This window comes from Pseudomonas sp. GW458-11-26-14-LB4, assembly GCF_059423925.1.
The window spans coordinates 116090-134977 of sequence record NZ_JBWKYU010000002.1; the positions used below are offsets into that span (position 1 = coordinate 116090).

Here is an 18888-nt window from a genome sequence, read left to right on the forward strand (position 1 = left end):
TTGACCAAGGAGCAGGTATGGCGACGGGATTGCGCCGGGCGCTGATCGTCACGTTGCTGGCGCTGAGTGCGCCGGTGTGGGCGGCCAAGAAAGTCGATCTGGATTATCAGGTACGCCTGCTGCCGCAGAGCGATCAGGCCGAAGTGCGCCTGACCCTCGCCAAAGGCGAAGCGGTGCGCAGTCTGGATTTCGATCTGGGCGATGGCAGCTATTACAGCGACTTCAAGGCCGACGGCCAATGGCAACTGACGCCGGGCCAACACGCACGCGGCGTATGGCGCCCGACGGCGGACAAGGCCAGCCTGACCTACCGCGTGCGCATCAGCCACGGCCGCAAGAACGGCAGCTTCGACACGCGCATGACCCCGACCTGGGCGCTGATGCGCGGTGATGAACTGGTACCGCCGGCCAAGCTCGACCAACAGGACGGCATCGAGCTTGTCGCGCGCCTGCACTTCGAATTGCCCGACGGCTGGAAAAGCGTCGAAACCGCCTGGCCGCGCATCGGCAAGAACAAATTCCGCATCGACAATCCGTCCCGCCTGTTCGACCGCCCGACCGGCTGGATGCTCGCCGGCCACCTTGGCAGCCGCCGCACCCGACTGGGGGAAACCGAAGTCACCGTGGCCTCGCCGCAAGGGCAGGGCATGCGCCGGATGGACGTGCTGACGCTGCTGACGTTCGTCTGGCCGCAGGTGCAAGCGGTGTTTCCGCGCCACCCGAGCAAACTGCTGATCGTCGGCGCCAATGACCCGATGTGGCGCGGCAGCCTGGCGGCGCGGGAGTCGATCTACCTCAACACGCGCTTGCCGCTGGTCAGCGAAAGCGGCAGCAGTGTTTTGGTGCGCGAGTTGGCGCAGGTGTTCGGACGGATCAACGACGAACAGCGCAGTGACTGGATCAGCGAGGGTTTTGCCGAGTATTACGCCATCGAACTGGTACGCCGTGCCGGGGGCATGAGCGACGAGCGTTATCAGGCGTTGCAGGCGAAACTGGTCAAGGACAGCCAGAAAGTCACGACCCTGCGCGGCGAGCAGATCAGCCCGGCGCAGCTGTCGAAAGCGGTGCTGTTGTTACAGGAGCTGGACGGCGAGATTCGCCTGAAGACCCGCAACAAGCGCTCGCTGGATGACGTGCTGCGCGGGGCGATGCACCTGGGGACGGTGGATACCAAAGAGTTCGTCCAACTCGCCGAAAGCATTCTCGGCGAGTCGTCCAAAGTCCTTGATACCGGGTTACTGCAGTAATACCGCCATCGCTGGCAAGCCAGCTCCCACAGGTTTGTGCGGTGACCACCGATTGGTCTCCAGCTCAAAACATTGTGGGATCTGGCTTGCCAGCGATGAGGCCATCAGCCTCAAGGCAAATCCAGAATCAAACCCCGGCTTTCGGCGATTTCACCGAGTCGTTGCCGGTCACGGTGGCAGTTTTGGTCGCCGCCTCGGCATTGGCTTTGAGCTTGCTCAGTTCTTCACCGGCCCGCTCGATCTTCGCCCGCACGTTGTTCATGTCCTGGCGGCTTTTCTCCAGCAGGCTTTTCACCGAACTGTGGCCGGTGATGCCGCGGGCCATGGCCACGCCGCCAATCGCCACCTGAATCAGCCCGAATACACCGCCACGGCGCAGGCCCTTGCCGACCATGATCACGCCGCCGGCCAGCGAGCCGATGCGCTCCCAGCCTTCGACGTTCTGCTCGGAACGGCTCTGGAACGGGGTGGATTCGATACGCTCGACGCGTTTGAGCTCGGTCATGATCTTTCTCCAGGCAATGAGTAATGGATAAACAAGCTGACTGCGCAGGCGGTCAGCTCGTTCCATTGGATGTGTGGCGTTTCAGCGGAATTTCGGCCCGGAGCGGGTGTTCAGGCCTTTGGCCATGCGGTCGTAGAGCACGACGTTGACCGTGGCGGCGAGGTTCATGCAGCCAGTGGTCGGGATGTACACGACGTCTTCGCACCAGTCGCGGATCTCTTGATCCAGCGAACCGTCTTCGGGGCCGAAGATGTACAGGGCGCGATCCGGGTGGGTGTATTCCGGCAGCGGGCGGGCGCCGTCGACCAGTTCCACGGCGACCGGGACGCAGTTGAGCGGCAGGATCTTTTTCAGGTCGTCGATGCCGATCAGCGGGATGTCGTAGTGCACGCGCTTGGTATCAGTGACGAAATCGGCGGCGCGCTCATAGCGCTTGCCGGTGTAGAACACGGTCGACACGCCGTAGCAGCCTGCGGCGCGCATCACCGAACCGACGTTTTCCGGTGATTTGGGGTTATACAAACCAATGCAGCTGTACCGTTTGTCTGCCACGAGCGGGGTGCCTTCGGGAAAAAGAGGGCGATTATACGGGGATTGGGGGAGGTCGGGCAGATTCAGGATCTGCGGTGCTGATCGTTCCCACGCTCTGCGTGGGAACGATCGGAGTGGTGGCTCAGTCTTCTTTTTTCATCAGCCCGGCCAGGGCAGCAAACGGGTTGTGCGTAGCCTTGGCGATTTTCGGCGTGCTCAGCGAGCCTTCGCCGAAGTACTGCTGGTCGGTGTAGCGCGAGTGTTCATTGTCGTGGCAGTACAGGCACAGCAGTTCCCAGTTGGAACCGTCCTGCGGGTTGTTGTCGTGGTTGTGGTCGCGGTGATGCACGGTCAGCTCGCTCAGGCGCTTGCCGGAAAACTCACGGGCACAGCGGCCGCACACGTGCGGGTACATCTTCAGGGCCTTGTCGCGGTAGCCCATTTCCTTGTCGCGCTGGTTGTCGGCGAGGATGCGATCCAGCTTCGAAGTGTTGGTCGGGGTGGACGAACTCATGGGTTCACCTTTGTAGAAAGACTAATGACGGTTATGAGGCAAGTTTAGCTCAGCCCTTGAGCTTCTCGGCAATCCAGATCGTGTGGCGCGTGCCCTTGTTGCCGTGGGCGAAGACCTGGACTTCCTCGGCCTTGAAACCGGCCTTCTTCAATTTGTCGGAAAACTGCCGGTCGGCGCTGGCCGACCACACCGCCAGCACGCCTTTGGGGCGCATCGCCTTGGCGCACGCGGCAAGGCCTGCGGCGGAATACAGCCAGCTGTTGGCTTTCTGGGTCAGGCCTTCGGGGCCGTTGTCGACGTCGAGCATGATCGCGTCGAAGCCGTCGGGCTCGCTTTGCAGCACCTTGGCCACGTCTTCCTGGCGAATCACCGTGCGCGGATCGAGCAGCGGGCGTCCGGACTTTTCACCGAGCGGGCCGCGGTTCCACTCGATCACGCCGGGCACCAGTTCGGCGACCACCACTTCGGCGCTCTTGCCCAGATGCTTGAGCGCGGAGGCGAGGGTGAAGCCCATGCCCAGGCCGCCGATCAACACCCGCGAGTTCGGCCGGCCGGCGACCTTGCGGCACGGAATCTCGGCCAGCGCGTCTTCGGAACCGTGCATGCGGGTGTTCATCAATTGGCCGCCGTCGCCGCCCTGGATCTTGATGACGAAGTCCTCGCCATACTCGAACAGGCACAGGGCGCCACCGTTGTCAGGGATCGGCGTGGTGTCGAGCAGAACGAAACGTTTCATGGAAATCTCTACAGGGGGGAAGGCAAGCCGGCGCGTTGGGAGTAGCCTGAAGGCAGACTTCAGGCCAACGGAGCCCTTGATGAAGCGCACCATTCTAACGGTCATTACCCTGGCCGCGCTCTCGATAACTGCCGTACAGGCGCAACAGACGATTCCCGTCAGCCCGACACCGCAACCGGGCTCGCCCGGTACGGCGACGCCGACCCCGTATCCGCAGATCAGCCCGGTGCCGATTCCCAAGGCCGGCCCCGGCAGTGGCGGCCCGCCGCTGGTGCCGATCGAAATGCCCAGCCCGCCGACCAAGGATCAGCCATTGCCGGGCCTGGAACAGAACGACAGCAAACCCAAATCCCCGGGAGGCTAGATCTGCTGGGCGGCGAGCTGGCCGTCGGCCATGCGCAGACGTTTGGACAGCGAGACAGCGAGGGCGCGGATGATCTTGGCGGCGATCTTCGGTGCGTCGTTGAGCATTTTTTCCAGTGAATCCTTGCCGAGGTTGAGCAACTGACAGTTGCTCGCTGCGACGCAAGTCGCCGAGCGGCGTTCGCCGTCGAGCACGGCCATTTCACCGAACGCGCGGCCGCTGCGCAGGGTGGCCATGGTCACGACCTGGCCGTCGCCGCCGGTTTTCTGCACGGCCACCTGGCCGGTATGGATGATGCACATGAAACTGCCGGCATCGCCTTCGCGAAAGATCGCTTCGCCTTCAGCTACGGTGCTGATGCTGAAGTAGCCCGAAGCTGCGGCAAAATCCGCCAGCTGCAATTGATCGAACAGGCCGCAGTCCATCAGCCAGTCGCGGATTTCGTTGTTCAGTAGAGTGGGTTCTGACATGTCGTGCGGTCTTTTTGTTGTGTCGGGTGGCAGGCTCGCCACCGGGGGCCGATCTGCTTATCGGCTCCCGGTGCCCGGAATTAAGACCTGACTGACCGGTGGAGTTCCTCAGGCAATGCCCAGAACCTTGAAAACAAATGCATATTCGAGCGCTACGTCACGTAATCCCTGATAACGCCCGCTCATGCCGCCGTGGCCGGCGCCCAGTTCGGTCTTGAGCAGCAATGGATTGTCATCGGTCTTGGTCGCGCGCAATTTCGCCACCCACTTGGCCGCTTCCCAATATTGCACGCGACTGTCGTTGTAGCCGGCGATCACCAGTGTTGCGGGATACGCCTGTGCAGTGACGTTTTCGTACGGCGCATAGGCCTTGATCCGCTCGTAGACCTCCGGCTCTTCGGGATTGCCCCACTCGTCGTATTCAGTGACGGTCAGCGGCAGATCCGGGTCGAGCATGGTGTTGAGCACGTCGACGAACGGCACTTCGGCAATCGCCACACCAAACAGATCCGGACGCTGGTTGAGCACCGCGCCGATCAGCAGGCCACCGGCGCTGCCACCACTGATCGCCAGCTGTGGCGCGGTAGTGATGCCGTTGAGGATCAGGAATTCGGCGCAGGCAATGAAGTCGCTGAAGGTGTTGTGCTTGTGCTCTTGCTTGCCAGCGCGGTACCACGCTTCGCCCAGCTCGCCGCCGCCACGCACGTGGGCGATGGCGAACGCCATGCCGCGATCCAGCAGGCTCAGGCGGGCGTGGGAGAACCACGGGTCGAGGCTTGAGCCGTAGGCACCGTAACCGTACAGGTACAGCGGCACCGCTTTGCCGACCATTTCGCGTTTCATCACCAGACTGATCGGCACCTGGGTGCCGTCCGGTGCGGTCGCCCACAGGCGCTGACTGACGTAGGCGTCGGCGTCGAACGGGCCGAGCACCGGGGTTTCCTTGAGGACGGTCTGTTCGCCGGTGGCGAGGATCAGTTGCCGAACCTGAGCCGGACGATTCAGCGCTTCATAGCGCAGGCGAATGCGGTCGCTTTCGAATTCAAGGCTGTTTTGCACGTAGAGGCTGTAGGCCGCGTCCGGTAGTTGCACGCGATAAGGCGCCAGACCGTGTGGGCGAACTTCGATGATCGGCAGCCCACCTTCGCGCAGGCTCAGGGTCAGGGCTTCGGCGTTGAGGGTCACGCCATCGAGCATCACCGAATCGCTGTGCGGAATCAGGTTCTGCCAGTCGGCTTCGCTCGGTGCGATGCCGGTGTCCGGCGCCTGATACAGGGCGAAGTTGATGCCGTCGCGGTTGGTGCGGATGAACCAGGTCCATTCGCCGTCGAGTTTGCCGTGATCGACGTCGTATTCGTGATCCTCGACCCGTGGCGCCAGGCACGTGAACGGCTGCTGCGGCTGATTGGCGTCCAGCGCCCAGACTTCACTGGTGGTCTTGCTGCCCAGGGACAGCAGCAATTGCTGCTCCGAGCTGGCGCGGTAGCAATGCAGGAAGAAACGCCCGTCCGGCTCGTGGAAGACCTCTTCGGCGGCGGTGCCGTCCAGACGATAGCGGAACAGTTTGTGCGGACGATGGGTGTCGTCGAGTACGCCGAAGAACAGCGTGAGGCTGTCATTGGCCCAGGTCATGCTGCCGTCGCAGTCCTGGAATTCCAGTTCGCTGACGCGCTCGCTGGATAATTCCTTCACGAACAGCGTGTAAATCTCGTCGCCCGAGGCATCGACGCTGTAGGCCAGACGCTGGTGATCCGGGCTGATGCTGAAGGCGCCGAGGGAGAAAAATCCGCCGTTGGCCAGTGCGTTCGGATCGAGCAGCAGTTGTTCGCGGCTTTCATCGAGGGTCAGGCTGTCGTCGGCCGGGCGCGGGCAGCGGTAGTGACGGGCGTATTCGTCACCCGCTGTGGTGCGGGTGTAATACAGGTATGGGCCCCATGGCGAGGGGAGGGACAGGTCGGTTTCGAGAATCCGGCCCTTGATCTCTTCGAACAGGGTTTCGCGCAGTTCGGCCTGATCGGCGGTCTGCGCCTGCTGATAGTCGTTTTCAGCCTTGAGGTAGTCGAGCACCGCGTCGGTGTCGCGTTCCTGCAGCCAGGCGTACGGGTCGTGACCGGCGGCCTTGTGGGCAATCGGGGCGCTGCTGACGTTGGCGGATACGGGCATGGAAAGCTCTCGGACATGACAAATAAGGGCCGCACGGACGGCGGGGAAGCCTGACGTGCGAAAAGTCGTTACTATAAGCGCCTCTTTGCCTGCCTTGCCATGGACACCATGACCGAGAACGACTATCTGATCGCCTGGGGCCTCTACGCCTTTGCCGCCGTGGGCTGCCTGCTGGTGTGGATGCGCATGACCCGCTGGATGTGGCGCTGGCTGCGCGAGCCGCTGCGTGTATTGATGGCGGTGTTGCTGTTCAGCCCGACCATCATTGACCCGGTGAAGGAAAAATTCGCCCCGGCCATTGCCATCACCGCGCTGGATCTGGCGTTCAAGGTCGGCAATAACGCCTGGCGCGCTATTTCCGAACTGCTCATGTACGCCATGATCGCGTTCGGCCTGTACCTGATTTTCGTGCTGATCCGCCTGCCGATCGAACGCGCTTCCAAGGCCCGCCGAGAGCAAGCTGAAGCCGCCCGCGCAGCGGCCCGGGCCGATGATGAACGGGACGCCGATCAACCGTTCGGCGGTGCCGGCGATGACCGTTACGGTCGCCCGCCAATGCCGAGCAACCCGCAGCGCATGCGGGTCGAGCCGCGTCTGTAATCACGAGAGTCCGCACATGTGTGAATTACTGGGCATGAGTGCCAACGTGCCGACCGACATCGTGTTCAGCTTCACCGGGCTGATGCAGCGCGGTGGTCGCACCGGTCCGCACCGCGACGGCTGGGGCATCGGTTTTTATGAAGGGCGCGGCTTGCGCCTGTTCCAGGACCCGGCGGCCAGCAGCGAGTCGGAAGTGGCCAATCTGGTGCAGCGCTATCCGATCAAGAGCGAAGTGGTCATCGGTCATATCCGTCAGGCCAACGTCGGCAAGGTCTGCCTGTCCAACACCCACCCGTTCGTCCGCGAACTGTGGGGCCGCAACTGGTGCTTCGCGCACAACGGCCAGCTCGCCGACTTCTCGCCGATCAAAAGTTTCTACCGCCCGGTCGGCGATACCGACAGCGAAGCGGCGTTCTGCGATTTGCTCAATCGCGTACGTGCAGCGTTCCCGGAACCGGTCGATATAGAAGTGCTGCTGCCGGATCTGGTCGCGGCCTGCGCCGAATATCGCAGCAAAGGCGTGTTCAACTGCCTGCTCAGCGACGGCGACTGGCTGTTCTGCTATTGCTCAACCAAACTGGCGCAGATCACCCGACGCGCACCGTTTGGTCCGGCACGGCTCAAGGACGTCGATGTGATCGTCGATTTCCAGGCCGAAACCACGCCCAATGACGTGGTCACGGTGATTGCCACCGAACCCTTGACCGAAAACGAAACCTGGACCCGCTACGAACCGGGCCAATGGAGCCTGTGGCGACGCGGCGAATGCGTCAGCCAAGGCACGACCGAATAAGGATTGCACCCCCATGTTGCTCAGTTATCTACGGCTGGTGTTGTTTGCGGCGGGCCTGTTGATCGGTGTCCAGGTGCCGGGCTTCATCAACGATTACGCCAAGCGGGTCGAAGCGCACCTGATCGAGGCGCAGACCGGTCTGCGCGGCTTCCAGGGTACCGCCGAGCAGTTTTTCAAGGGTGATATCCAGGCGCTGGTCGCCCATTACCGTGCCAGCGAAGATCCGGTGTTTCGCAGCGATGCCGACAGCCTGAGCACCTTGCTCAACCGTCAGCTGGCGCTGGACAAGCAATTCCAGGCGATGCAGGGGCCGTGGTACATCCGCTTCCTGCAAGTGGTGCTGGCCGCCGACCCGGACATCCGCAAGGAAACCTGGAACGGCTACAGCTACCAGATCCTGCTGACGCCGGAAGCGATGATCTGGGGGATGAGCGGCGCGCTGCTGTTGTCGTTCGGTCTTGAATGTCTGTTCCGTCTGATCGACTGGGTGGTGCTGGGCGGCAAGCGCCTGCGCCAGAGCCGGCCGATCGAAGACCGGGATGTGCGCGGGTTGTAAGCTCCGATGCATCGTTCCCACGCAGTGGGAACGATCAACTCAGAACGATGTAATCCTTGCCCACCTTGCGCGCATACCCCTCAAGCACCTGCTGACACAGCATCACAATCTCCTCGACCCATTCCACACCGACCCGCCATGACACCACGACTTGCAGGTTCGGTGGACGCTGTTCGATGTCGAGCAAAGTCAATTCCCCCCGCGCCAGTTCCTCGGCCACCAGCACCGGCGGCAACGCGCCAATGCCGAAGCCGTCGCGCAACAGCCGGGTGATCGCCGACACCGAATTCACACAGTTCAACCGTGGCGCCAGCACGCCCTGGGCCTGCATCAACGCCAGGATGTCCTGATGCGGCCGGGAGTTTTTCGAGTAGGTGATTATGCGTTCCTGCGCCAGGTCGGCGAGGCTTTGGTAGTCGCGGTTGTAGATCGAATGGGTGGCGACGATCCAGCCGATGGGGTGGCTGGCCAGTTCGAGGCTGCGCACGCTTTCCTGGCGCACCAGATCGGTTTGCAGGATCAGGTCGAGAAAGCCTTTTTGCAGCTGATCACAGAGGTTCAGCGAGGTATCCGCCACCAGCTCGATTTCCACCCGTGGATAAAGATCGGTCATCTGCGCCACCAACGGGCTTAGCCAGGTGTGAATCACCGTGTCCATCACTCCGATGCGCACTCGGCCGACCTTGCTCGATCGGGTCTCGATCGACTGCTTCAGCGCCTGCATCGTGTCGAGCATCTGCTCGGCATAGTCCAGCACTTTCAAACCTTCGGGCGTCAGGCTGACGCCGCGTGAATCACGCAGGAACAGCTTCACCCCGAGCTCGCCTTCGAGCACCGCGATCCGGCTGGAGATCGAGGCCTGGGTGGTGAACAGCTTGTCGGCGGTCAGGCGAAAACTTTTCAGCCGGGCGACCCAGACGAAGGTTTCGAGAAACTTCAGGTTCATGGCAACAAATTTTTCTTATGTCTTGGGCGGGTTTTTATTCGTTGGACGCGACCGGGTGACGCACCCAAGAATCGACGCATCCGGTTCCCACGATAGGCGTCGTCGGAGCTTCGAACAAGACCAATAAAAGCCTGCGGAGACATGCCATGAGTGCGCCCGACACCCTCGACCTCCCCAAGACTGCGGCCCGTCCCGGCCCGTTCGACTGGTATCGCAACATCAATCAGCAGGAGCGCCGGACCTTCTGGAGCTGCAAGATCGGCTACGGTCTGGACGGCATGGACACCCAGATGCTCAGCTTCGTGGTGCCAACCCTGATCGCGATGTGGGGCATCACCACCGGCGAAGCCGGCCTGATTCATACCAGCACCCTGATCGCGTCGGCCATCGGCGGTTGGGTGGCGGGAATTCTCTCCGACCGCATCGGCCGCGTGCGCACCCTGCAACTGACGGTGCTGTGGTTTGCATTCTTCACTTTCCTTTGCGGCTTCGCCCAGAACTACGAACAGCTGTTGATCGCCCGCACCTTGATGGGCTTCGGTTTCGGCGGTGAATGGACCGCCGGTGCGGTGCTGATCGGTGAAGTGATCCGGGCCAAGGACCGCGGCAAGGCGGTGGGCATGGTGCAATCCGGCTGGGCCTTGGGTTGGGGCCTGACAGCGATTCTGTATGCGCTGCTGTTCTCGGTGCTGCCACCGGAAGACGCCTGGCGCGCACTGTTCATCCTTGGCATCGTGCCGGCGGTGTTCGTGATTTTCGTCCGCCGTCTGGTGAAAGATCCGGAGATTTACCGCGAAGCCAAGGCCAGACAAACCCCGGAAAGCCCTTCGAAGTTCTACGAGATCTTCGCCCCCGGCATGCTCTTCACCACGATCCGCGCCTCGTTGCTGACCACCGGCGCCCTCGGCGGTTACTACGCGATCACCTCTTGGCTGCCGACGTTTCTGAAGAACGAACGCGGCTTGAGCGTACTCGGCACCGGCGGTTATCTGGCAATGGTGATCATCGGTTCCTACGCCGGTTATGTGATCAGCGCCTATTTGACCGACCTGTTGGGCCGCAAGAAGAACTTCATCCTGTTCGCGGTCGGCTCGTTCACCATCGTTCTGCTCTACACCCAATTGCCGGTCAGCAATGGCGTGATGCTGTGGCTGGGCTTCCCGCTGGGCTTCTTCGCCTCGGGGATTTTCAGTGGCATGGGCGCGTTTCTCACCGAACTGTTTCCAACGCGGATTCGCGGTTCGGGGCAGGGCTTCTGCTACAACATTGGCCGGGCGCTGGCGGCATTGTTCCCGCTGCTGATCGGGCTGCTCAGCCAGAAAGTGCCGCTGAGCGTAGGTATCGGTGCCTTTGCGGCGGTGTCCTACGGGGTGGTGATCCTCGCGGCGTTGAGCCTGCCGGAAACCCGTGGCAAACAACTGGACGCGCAGTAACTGATAACCTGCGACAACGCCCTACGATAAAAAAAGACAAAAGCTACAGGAGTGTTCACCGTGAGCCGCCTGCTATTGAACTGTGACATCGGCGAGAGCTTCGGCAGCTGGACCATGGGTCTGGACGCGGAAGTCATGCCCTTCATCGATTGCGCCAACATTGCCTGCGGTTTTCACGCCGGCGACCCGAGCATCATGCGCAAGACCGTCAGCCTGGCCCTGAGCCACGGTGTGCAGATCGGCGCGCATCCGGCCTATCAGGATCTTGTGGGGTTCGGCCGACGTTCCATGGCTTACACCGCCCAGGAACTGCAAGACATCCTGCATTACCAGATCGGCGCCCTCGACGGCATTTGCCGTGCCCAGGGTGGCAAAGTCAGTTACGTCAAACCCCACGGCGCGATGTACAACGACATGATGGCCAACCCGGCGCAGTTGCGGGCGGTGATTCAGGCCGTCGCGGCTTACGATCGCAGCTTGCCACTGATGCTGATGGCCACCCGCGACAATACGGCCGCGCAACAGCTTGGCGACGAATACGGCGTGACCCTGTGGTTCGAAGCCTTCGCCGACCGCGCCTATGACAGCGCTGGCAGACTGGTTTCGCGACAACTGCCGGGCGCGGTGCATCACGATTCCGAAACCATCATCGCGCAAGCGCTGACCATCGCTCGTGGCGACAACCTCACCGCCAGCGACGGCAGCGCGCTGCACCTGCAAGCCAACACGCTGTGCGTGCACGGTGACAACGCCAGTTCAGTGGCCGCCGTGCAACGCATTCGTCAGGCCCTGAACGAGCAGAGCGCGCCATGAATCCGCGGGTGGAAGTGGTAGCGCTGGATTGCCTGATGCTGCGCCTGTTCGATGAAATCGCCGAAGCCAACATGCCGTGGATGCTCGCCGCCAGTGAGCGGTTGCGCACGGTGTTCGGCGCACATCTGATCGATCTGGTGCCGTCGTACACCACGTTGATGGTGCATTACGACCTGACCGAATTGAATCCGGGTCAGGCCCGGGAACTGATCGCCGAAGCGCTGATCGACCTGTCGCCAAATGCGCGAACCGGTGGCCAGTGTCATGTGTTGCCGGTGTGGTACGACCTTAGCGTCGGACCGGAATTGAGCCTGCTGTCACAACGCAGCGGTTTGGCGGTGGAAGAGGTGATCCGCCGCCACAGCGCCCGTGAATATCAGGTGTTCGCGCTTGGCTTCGCACCCGGGTTTGCCTTCATGGGTTTGGTGGAAGAAGTCCTGGCAGCACCGCGTCTGAATACCCCACGCAAGAAAGTCGCCGCCGGCAGCGTCGGCATCGCCGAGCGGCAGACAGCGGCGTATCCGGTGGTGTCTCCCGGTGGCTGGAACCTGATCGGTCGCACACCGGCAAAACTGTTCGACCGTGAACGCGATGGCTACAGCCTCATGCAGCCCGGGGACACCGTGCGTTTCGAAGCGGTGAGCCATGCCGAATTCATCCGCCTCGGCGGTGACGACACGCCTCTGGAGGCCTTCGCATGAGCCGACTGACGATTGAAGCAAGCACGCCGCTGTGCTTGTTGCAGGACGCCGGGCGGTTTGGCGTACGCCATCTGGGCGTGACCCAGGGCGGCGCGGCAGATTGGCGGTCGATGGCCTGGGCCAACTGGCTGCTGGGCAATGGCCTGGACTTGCCGGTGATCGAAATCACCCTCGGCGGGTTCACGGTGGTGGCTGAAGAAGATTGCTTGCTGGCATTGGCTGGCGCCGACCTTGGCGCGCAGATCGACGGCGAGGCGTTGGCGCCGTGGCGCAGTTTCAAGCTGCGCAAAGGGCAGACCTTGAAGATCACCCAGCCGTTGCAGGGGGCGCGGGCCTATCTGGCGGCGCCCGGCGGTTTCAGTGCGCCAAAAGTGCTGGGCAGCAGTGCCACGGTGGTACGTGAGGAACTCGGCGGTCTCGATGGTTTTGGCTTGCCATTGGCCAAGGGCGCTTCGCTGAGTTATCAGGGCGAAACCTTATTGGTGCGTGAGGTCCCGGCGGAGCATCGACCGGACCTGCGTCTCGACGCGCCGCTCGATCTGGTGCTCGGCGCGCAGATCGGTCAGTTCAGCGGGCAGAGCCTGTTCGATGCATTCAACAGCGCCTGGACGCTGGACAGTCGCGCCGACCGCATGGGTATTCGTCTGTTGGGCACGGCGTTGCAGTATCAGGGCAAGCCGATGATTTCCGAGGGCATCCCGCTGGGCGCGGTGCAGGTGCCGCCGGACGGGCAGCCGATCGTTTTGCTCAATGATCGGCAGACCATTGGCGGTTATCCGCGATTGGGAGCGTTGACGCCGTTGGCGCTGGCCCGGTTGGCACAGTGTCTGCCGGGGGCGAAGGTCAGATTGCGCCCGGTGGTGCAGGATGTGGCACACCGGGAACACGTCGAATATCTAAAGCGCTTTACTTGATCGTTCCCACGTCGAATGCGTTTGCGTTTGATCGTTCCCACGCAGACGGTTCGACGCCTCGACATGGGAACGATCCGCTTACTTGGACAGAAACCGCATCCCTTCTTCCAGCCCGCGCAATGTCAACGGATACATCTGATCCTCGATCAAATCCCGCACGATATTGGTCGAAGAGGTATAGCCCCAGGTGTCCTTCGGGTACGGATTGATCCAGATAAGCTTCTTGTACTTCTCCATGAAACGCTGCATCCACACGTAACCCGGCTCTTCGTTCCAGTGCTCGACGCTGCCGCCGGCCTGGGTGATTTCATAGGGCGCCATCGCGGCGTCACCGATGAAGATCACTTTGTAGTCGGCGCCATACTTGTGCAGCAGGTCCTGGGTCGACGTGCGCTCGGAGGTGCGGCGCATGTTGTTCTTCCACACCGATTCATAAATGAAGTTGTGGAAGTAGAAGTACTCCAGATGCTTGAACTCGGTCTTGCAGGCCGAGAACAGTTCCTCGCAGATCTTCACGTGGGCGTCCATCGAGCCGCCGATGTCGAACAGCAGCAACAGTTTCACCGTGTTGTGCCGTTCCGGGCGCATCTGGATGTTCAGCAGCCCGGCATCCTTGGCGGTGTGGTCGATGGTGCCGTCGATGTCCAGCTCTTCAGCCGCGCCCTGACGAGCGAATTTACGCAGGCGGCGCAGGGCGACCTTGATGTTGCGGGTGCCCAGTTCCACCGAGTCGTCGAGGTTCTTGTACTCGCGCTGATCCCAGACTTTCACCGCTTTGCCCTGGCGCTTGCCAGCATCGCCGACCCGGATGCCTTCCGGGTTGAAACCTCCGGAGCCGAACGGGCTGGTGCCGCCGGTGCCGATCCATTTGTTGCCGCCGGCGTGGCGTTCCTTCTGTTCTTCCAGGCGTTTCTTGAACTCTTCGATCAGCTTGTCCAGGCCACCGAGGGACTGGATCTGCGCGCGTTCCTCGTCGCTCAGCGAACGCTCGAATTCCTTGCGCAGCCAGTCTTCGGGGATCAGCGCCTGCAAGTGATCGTCGAGCTTTTCCAGGCCATTGAAGTAGGCGCCGAACGCACGGTCGAACTTGTCGAAATGCCGTTCGTCCTTCACCAGAATCGCCCGCGACAGGTAGTAAAACTCGTCCATGTCGGCGAAGGTCACGCGCTGTTTCAGCGCGTTGATCAGGTCGAGCAGCTCGCGCACCGACACCGGCACCTTGGCTGCACGCATTTCATTGAACAGGTTGAGCAACATGGCATCAGCCTCTTAGCGGGTGCCGCGACGGCTCATGAACGCCAGGCGCTCAAGCAGTTGCACGTCCTGTTCGTTCTTCACCAGCGCACCGGCCAGCGGCGGGATGGCTTTGGTCGGATCGCGTTCGCGCAGTACCGCTTCGCCGATGTTGTCGGCCATCAGCAGTTTCAGCCAGTCGACCAGTTCCGAGGTTGAAGGCTTCTTCTTCAGGCCCGGTACCTTGCGCACGTCGAAGAACACGTCCAGCGCTTCGCTGACCAGATCCTTCTTGATGTCCGGGTAGTGCACATCGACGATTTTCTGCAGGGTGGTGCGGTCGGGGAAGGCGATGTAGTGGAAGAAGCAGCGGCGCAGGAACGCGTCCGGCAGCTCTTTCTCGTTGTTGGAGGTAATGATGATGATCGGACGCTTCTTGGCCTTGATGGTCTCGTCGATCTCGTAAACGTAGAACTCCATCTTGTCGAGTTCTTGCAGCAGGTCGTTGGGGAACTCGATGTCGGCCTTGTCGATTTCGTCGATCAGCAGGATGACGCGTTCTTCGGACTCGAACGCCTCCCAAAGCTTGCCCTTCTTCAGGTAGTTGCGCACGTCGTGGACTTTTTCATTGCCCAGTTGCGAGTCGCGCAGACGGCTGACCGCATCGTACTCGTACAGGCCCTGATGGGCCTTGGTGGTGGACTTGATGTGCCAGGTGATCAGCTTGGCGCCGAACGATTCGGCCAGTTGCTCGGCGAGCATGGTCTTGCCGGTGCCCGGTTCGCCCTTGACCAGCAGCGGCCGCTCCAGGGTGATGGCGGCGTTGACCGCCAGCTTCAGGTCATCGGTGGCGACGTAGGCCTGGGTGCCTTCGAATTTCATCTGCTAATCCTCGAACGGTAACGCCGACCTGAACGGCCAGGGCGGGGGCGAAATAATCGGATGCCCGACTATAACGCGCGGCCCGGTCGACTGTGAACGCAGACGGCTTATTCAGTCTCTGAATGGGGCGTCACATGTTGACTCAGTTTCGGCCGAGAGCGAGTTGAGCAAGCGCGCTATCCGGCATCCGGCTTCGGCCGTTCATACCGGGCATTGAAGGCCTGGATAAATCCGTTGCGCAAAATCTGCAAAAACGCTTCGAACGCGTTGATATCTTGCTGGTGCACGCTGCCGCTGAGTTCGACCCGGGTGGCAAACTGGTTCTTGCCCTGGTTTTTCAGCACGGTTTCGGTGCCGCCGACCAGTGCTTCCCAGATCGAGCGGAAGATCCCCTTGTTCTTGTTCTCGACATCCTGCTGCCAGTTGAAGACGTCGACGTCGCGCAGCAGCGGTTTGATATAGCCCTTGAGCTGGCCCTTGTTGGCGGCGGCTTCGATGACCACGTCGCCGTGGCCGGCGTTGAAGTCGAATTTGCCGTAGGCCGAGGCGAAGTCGTTCATGCGCTTGAGTTCGATGTCGCGGGCCCGCAGGCGAAATTCGAAATCTTCGAAATTGCTCAACGGGTCGAAGGTGGCTGTGGTTTCCAGCGGCGCATGGCCCAGCAGCAGGGCTTTACCCTCGAAGCGGGCGTCGCGTTTGCCCTTGGTGTCGACCACGTTGGTCAGGTTGAAGATGCTGGCGTCGACATTGGTCGCATTCATGTTCACCGGTGGTTTTGAGTTGAAGTTGCGAAAGCTGATGCGGCCATCGTTGATCTGCACTTCGTCGAGAGTGATCGGCAGCAGTTTGCCCAGTTGGGCGCGCCAGTCGGTGCCTTGACCGGTCTGGGAGTTCTGCTTGTTGGCTCCCCCATCGACAAAGTTCACTTGGGGTTTGAAGAACTTCACCTGCGCCACCACCGCGTGGTCGTACCAAAGCGAGTGCCAACTGACAGACAGGTCGATAACCGGCGCATCGACGAACGGCACCGGCACCTTGCCGTCGGCCTTGACGATTTTCAGGCCATTGATCTTGTAGGCCCCGCGCCAGAGCGCCAGGTCCACGTCGGTGATCTGGCCGCGGTAGTCGCCCATATTGGCAAGCTTGTCATTCAGATAGTCGCGCACGAGGTAGGGCAGGGCGATATGCAGGGTGACCAGCAATACCACGATGGTGGCGAAAATCCACAACGGCCAGCGGTAGCGACGCTTCATGGCAACAAATCCCGAACGGTGTAAAGCGATTGACTGCCGCCTGCCGCAGACGTTCGGCCCGACTGGACTGACACGGGCAACAGGCTTACCTTGGAAGGCTGAATTCAACGCTGCACAAGGACCCAGCCATGAGCCGTATTTTTGCTGACAACGCCCATTCCATCGGCAACACGCCGTTGGTGCAGATCAACCGCATCGCGCCCCGTGGCGTGACCATTCTGGCCAAGATCGAAGGTCGCAACCCGGGCTACTCGGTCAAGTGCCGGATTGGCGCCAACATGATCTGGGACGCCGAAAGCAGCGGCAAACTCAAGCCGGGCATGACCATCGTCGAGCCGACCTCCGGCAACACCGGCATCGGTCTGGCCTTCGTGGCGGCCGCTCGCGGTTACAAATTGCTGCTGACCATGCCGGCCTCGATGAGCATCGAGCGGCGCAAGGTGCTCAAGGCGCTGGGCGCCGAACTGGTGCTGACCGAGCCGGCGAAAGGCATGAAGGGCGCTATTGAAAAGGCCAACGAAATCGTAGCCAGTGACACGGGCAAATACTTCATGCCCGCTCAGTTCGATAACCCAGCCAACCCGGCTATCCACGAAAAAACCACCGGCCCGGAAATCTGGAATGACACCGATGGCGCCATCGATGTGCTGGTGGCGGGCGTCGGCACCGGCGGAACCATTACCGGCGTGTCGCGGTATATCAAGAATACGGCGGGCAAACCGATTCTGTCGGTGGCGGTGGAGCCGGTGTCTTCGCCGGTGATTACCCAAGCGCTGGCAGGTCAAGAAATCAAGCCGAGCCCGCACAAGATTCAGGGGATTGGCGCCGGTTTCGTGCCGAAGAACCTTGATCTGTCGATGGTTGACCGGGTCGAGCTGGTGACGGATGACGAATCCAAGGCCATGGCCCTGCGCCTGATGCAGGAGGAAGGGATCCTGTGCGGTATTTCCTGCGGTGCGGCCATGTCGGTGGCGGTGCGTCTGGCGGAGACGCCGGAAATGCAGGGCAAGACCATTGTGGTGGTGCTGCCCGACTCTGGTGAGCGTTATCTGTCGAGCATGCTGTTCAGTGATCTGTTCACCGATCAGGAGAACCAGCAGTAAGGGCGCGTTGATTCAGGTCAGCCAAGGTTCAGGATCGTTATGTTAAGAAGTGCTTTGTTGCGCAATTCTTAACACTGAATCTTGAGTCGGGCGGGTTTTTCCCGGAGCCGGTAGTGTTTATCATGGCCGGCCGCCATCTCGGGTAAATGGCATGGCGTGGCGTTGTCTTATTTCAAGGAGTTGTTGATGACCTTTTCGTTAGCCGCCAAGGTGTCGGTGTTGCTGCTGTTTGTGGGCAGCATCCTCTACGTGCATTTGCGCGGCAAGGCGCGTTTGCCGGTGCTGCGTCAGTTCGTCAACCACTCGGCGCTGTTCGCTCCATATAACGCCTTGATGTACCTGTTCTCGGGTGTGCCGTCCAAGCCGTATCTGGACCGCAGCAAGTTTCCGGAACTGGACGTGTTGCGCGATAACTGGGAAACCATTCGCGACGAGGCGATGCACCTGTTCGACGAGGGTTATATTCGCGCCGCCGAGAAGAACAACGACGCCGGTTTCGGCTCGTTCTTCAAGAAGGGCTGGAAGCGTTTCTACCTCAAGTGGTACGACAAACCGCTGCCTTCGGCCGAAACCCTGTGCCCGAAAACCGTGGCGCTGGTCAGTGCCATCCCCAACGTCAAAGGCGCGATGTTCGCGTTGTTGCCGGGCGGCAGCCATTTGAACCCGCACCGCGATCCGTTCGCCGGTTCCCTGCGTTATCACCTCGGCCTGTCGACGCCGAACTCCGACGACTGCAGGATCTTCGTCGACGGTCAGGTCTACGCCTGGCGCGACGGTGAAGACGTGATGTTCGACGAAACCTACGTTCACTGGGTCAAGAACGAAACCGACAAGACCCGCGTCATCCTGTTCTGCGACATCGAGCGTCCCCTGAGCAATCGCCTCATGACCCGCATCAACCGCTTCATCAGCGCCTGGCTGGGCCGTGCCACGGCACCGCAGAACCTCGACGACGAGCGCGTCGGCGGGATCAACCAGGCTTACGCGTGGAGCAAGAACTTCAGCGACAAGTTCAGCGGTGGGGTCAAACAGTGGAAACGCCGCAATCCGAAGGCCTACCGCGTAATGCGGCCGGTGCTGGCGGTGGTGGTGTTGACGTTGCTGGGGTATTGGCTGTTTGGTTGAGGCTGG

General features: G+C 61.3%; 21 protein-coding genes. 11 read left to right on the plus strand and 10 right to left on the minus strand.

The window, feature by feature from the left end:
- The first annotated feature begins 17 nt into the window (after positions 1–17).
- Positions 18–1247 (plus strand): hypothetical protein, encoded by a 1230-nt coding sequence (locus tag AC07XZ_RS03300; protein WP_102685978.1) that lies wholly within the window; start codon positions 18–20, stop codon positions 1245–1247.
- Positions 1248–1374: 127 nt separating this feature from the next.
- Here the strand turns inward: AC07XZ_RS03300 and AC07XZ_RS03305 are convergent, their stop codons facing one another.
- The 4 genes from AC07XZ_RS03305 to AC07XZ_RS03320 all read right to left on the minus strand — a co-directional run bounded on the left by AC07XZ_RS03305 (position 1375) and on the right by AC07XZ_RS03320 (position 3533).
- Positions 1375–1752, minus strand: coding sequence for a YgaP family membrane protein (locus AC07XZ_RS03305; protein WP_007958064.1), 378 nt, complete (start codon positions 1750–1752; stop codon positions 1375–1377).
- Positions 1753–1833: 81 nt separating this feature from the next.
- The gene (locus tag AC07XZ_RS03310; protein WP_007958066.1) at positions 1834–2304 is read right to left on the minus strand and encodes an RNA methyltransferase; all 471 of its coding nucleotides are present in this window, start codon (positions 2302–2304) and stop codon (positions 1834–1836) included.
- A gap of 121 nt (positions 2305–2425) precedes the next feature.
- Positions 2426–2797, minus strand: coding sequence for a YajD family HNH nuclease (locus AC07XZ_RS03315; protein ID WP_007944009.1), 372 nt, complete (start codon positions 2795–2797; stop codon positions 2426–2428).
- A 49-nt stretch (positions 2798–2846) separates the two neighbouring features.
- Positions 2847–3533, minus strand: a complete 687-nt coding sequence (locus AC07XZ_RS03320; RefSeq protein ID WP_102685979.1) for a spermine/spermidine synthase domain-containing protein — start codon at positions 3531–3533, stop codon at positions 2847–2849.
- Between the two features lie 79 nt (positions 3534–3612).
- Between AC07XZ_RS03320 and AC07XZ_RS03325 the strand changes: the two genes are divergently transcribed.
- A complete protein-coding gene (locus tag AC07XZ_RS03325) occupies positions 3613–3897 on the plus strand; it encodes a hypothetical protein (protein ID WP_039772629.1) in 285 nt (94 codons plus the stop codon).
- Here AC07XZ_RS03325 and AC07XZ_RS03330 read toward each other — a convergent pair.
- A complete protein-coding gene (locus AC07XZ_RS03330; RefSeq protein WP_007956482.1) occupies positions 3894–4367 on the minus strand; it encodes a cyclic nucleotide-binding domain-containing protein in 474 nt (157 codons plus the stop codon). The genes AC07XZ_RS03325 and AC07XZ_RS03330 overlap by 4 nt on opposite strands.
- A 108-nt stretch (positions 4368–4475) precedes the next feature.
- On the minus strand, positions 4476–6530 hold the full coding sequence (locus tag AC07XZ_RS03335; RefSeq protein ID WP_102685980.1) for a S9 family peptidase: 2055 nt from the start codon (positions 6528–6530) through the stop codon (positions 4476–4478).
- Between the two features lie 99 nt (positions 6531–6629).
- Here AC07XZ_RS03335 and AC07XZ_RS03340 point away from each other — a divergent pair, with 99 nt between their 5' ends.
- The 3 genes from AC07XZ_RS03340 to AC07XZ_RS03350 are packed head-to-tail and all read left to right on the plus strand — an operon-like array spanning position 6630 to position 8479.
- On the plus strand, positions 6630–7130 hold the full coding sequence (locus tag AC07XZ_RS03340) for an MFS transporter (RefSeq protein ID WP_102685981.1): 501 nt from the start codon (positions 6630–6632) through the stop codon (positions 7128–7130).
- 16 nt (positions 7131–7146) lie between these two features.
- Positions 7147–7923, plus strand: a complete 777-nt coding sequence (locus AC07XZ_RS03345) for a class II glutamine amidotransferase (protein WP_007956486.1) — start codon at positions 7147–7149, stop codon at positions 7921–7923.
- Between the two features lie 13 nt (positions 7924–7936).
- Entirely contained in the window at positions 7937–8479 is a 543-nt protein-coding gene (locus AC07XZ_RS03350) for a DUF2937 family protein (protein WP_007956487.1), read from the plus strand.
- Between the two features lie 34 nt (positions 8480–8513).
- On the opposite strand, the gene AC07XZ_RS03355 is transcribed toward AC07XZ_RS03350, so the two are convergent.
- A complete protein-coding gene (locus tag AC07XZ_RS03355) occupies positions 8514–9425 on the minus strand; it encodes a LysR family transcriptional regulator (RefSeq protein ID WP_102685982.1) in 912 nt (303 codons plus the stop codon).
- Between the two features lie 146 nt (positions 9426–9571).
- Between AC07XZ_RS03355 and AC07XZ_RS03360 the strand changes: the two genes are divergently transcribed.
- The 4 genes from AC07XZ_RS03360 to AC07XZ_RS03375 are packed head-to-tail and all read left to right on the plus strand — an operon-like array spanning position 9572 to position 13286.
- Positions 9572–10858, plus strand: coding sequence for an MFS transporter (locus AC07XZ_RS03360; protein ID WP_102685983.1), 1287 nt, complete (start codon positions 9572–9574; stop codon positions 10856–10858).
- A gap of 60 nt (positions 10859–10918) precedes the next feature.
- A complete protein-coding gene (locus AC07XZ_RS03365; RefSeq protein WP_085747199.1) occupies positions 10919–11671 on the plus strand; it encodes a 5-oxoprolinase subunit PxpA in 753 nt (250 codons plus the stop codon).
- On the plus strand, positions 11668–12372 hold the full coding sequence (locus AC07XZ_RS03370; protein ID WP_102685984.1) for a 5-oxoprolinase subunit B family protein: 705 nt from the start codon (positions 11668–11670) through the stop codon (positions 12370–12372). Before AC07XZ_RS03365 ends, AC07XZ_RS03370 begins: the two co-directional genes overlap by 4 nt.
- On the plus strand, positions 12369–13286 hold the full coding sequence (locus AC07XZ_RS03375) for a 5-oxoprolinase subunit C family protein (protein ID WP_102685985.1): 918 nt from the start codon (positions 12369–12371) through the stop codon (positions 13284–13286). Before AC07XZ_RS03370 ends, AC07XZ_RS03375 begins: the two co-directional genes overlap by 4 nt.
- Before the next feature lie 78 nt (positions 13287–13364).
- Here AC07XZ_RS03375 and AC07XZ_RS03380 read toward each other — a convergent pair whose 3' ends face one another.
- From AC07XZ_RS03380 to AC07XZ_RS03390, 3 genes are all read right to left on the minus strand, one after another.
- A complete protein-coding gene (locus AC07XZ_RS03380) occupies positions 13365–14543 on the minus strand; it encodes a vWA domain-containing protein (RefSeq protein WP_102685986.1) in 1179 nt (392 codons plus the stop codon).
- A 12-nt stretch (positions 14544–14555) separates the two neighbouring features.
- The gene (locus AC07XZ_RS03385) at positions 14556–15401 is read right to left on the minus strand and encodes an AAA family ATPase (RefSeq protein ID WP_007911294.1); all 846 of its coding nucleotides are present in this window, start codon (positions 15399–15401) and stop codon (positions 14556–14558) included.
- A gap of 176 nt (positions 15402–15577) precedes the next feature.
- Entirely contained in the window at positions 15578–16654 is a 1077-nt protein-coding gene (locus AC07XZ_RS03390; protein ID WP_102685987.1) for a DUF748 domain-containing protein, read from the minus strand.
- Positions 16655–16782: 128 nt separating this feature from the next.
- On the opposite strand from AC07XZ_RS03390, the gene cysK reads away from it, so the two are divergent.
- Together cysK and AC07XZ_RS03400 are read left to right on the plus strand one after the other, a co-directional pair.
- The gene (gene cysK, locus AC07XZ_RS03395; protein WP_085747195.1) at positions 16783–17757 is read left to right on the plus strand and encodes a cysteine synthase A; all 975 of its coding nucleotides are present in this window, start codon (positions 16783–16785) and stop codon (positions 17755–17757) included.
- 186 nt (positions 17758–17943) lie between these two features.
- Entirely contained in the window at positions 17944–18882 is a 939-nt protein-coding gene (locus AC07XZ_RS03400; RefSeq protein WP_085747194.1) for an aspartyl/asparaginyl beta-hydroxylase domain-containing protein, read from the plus strand.
- Positions 18883–18888: the final 6 nt, after the last annotated feature.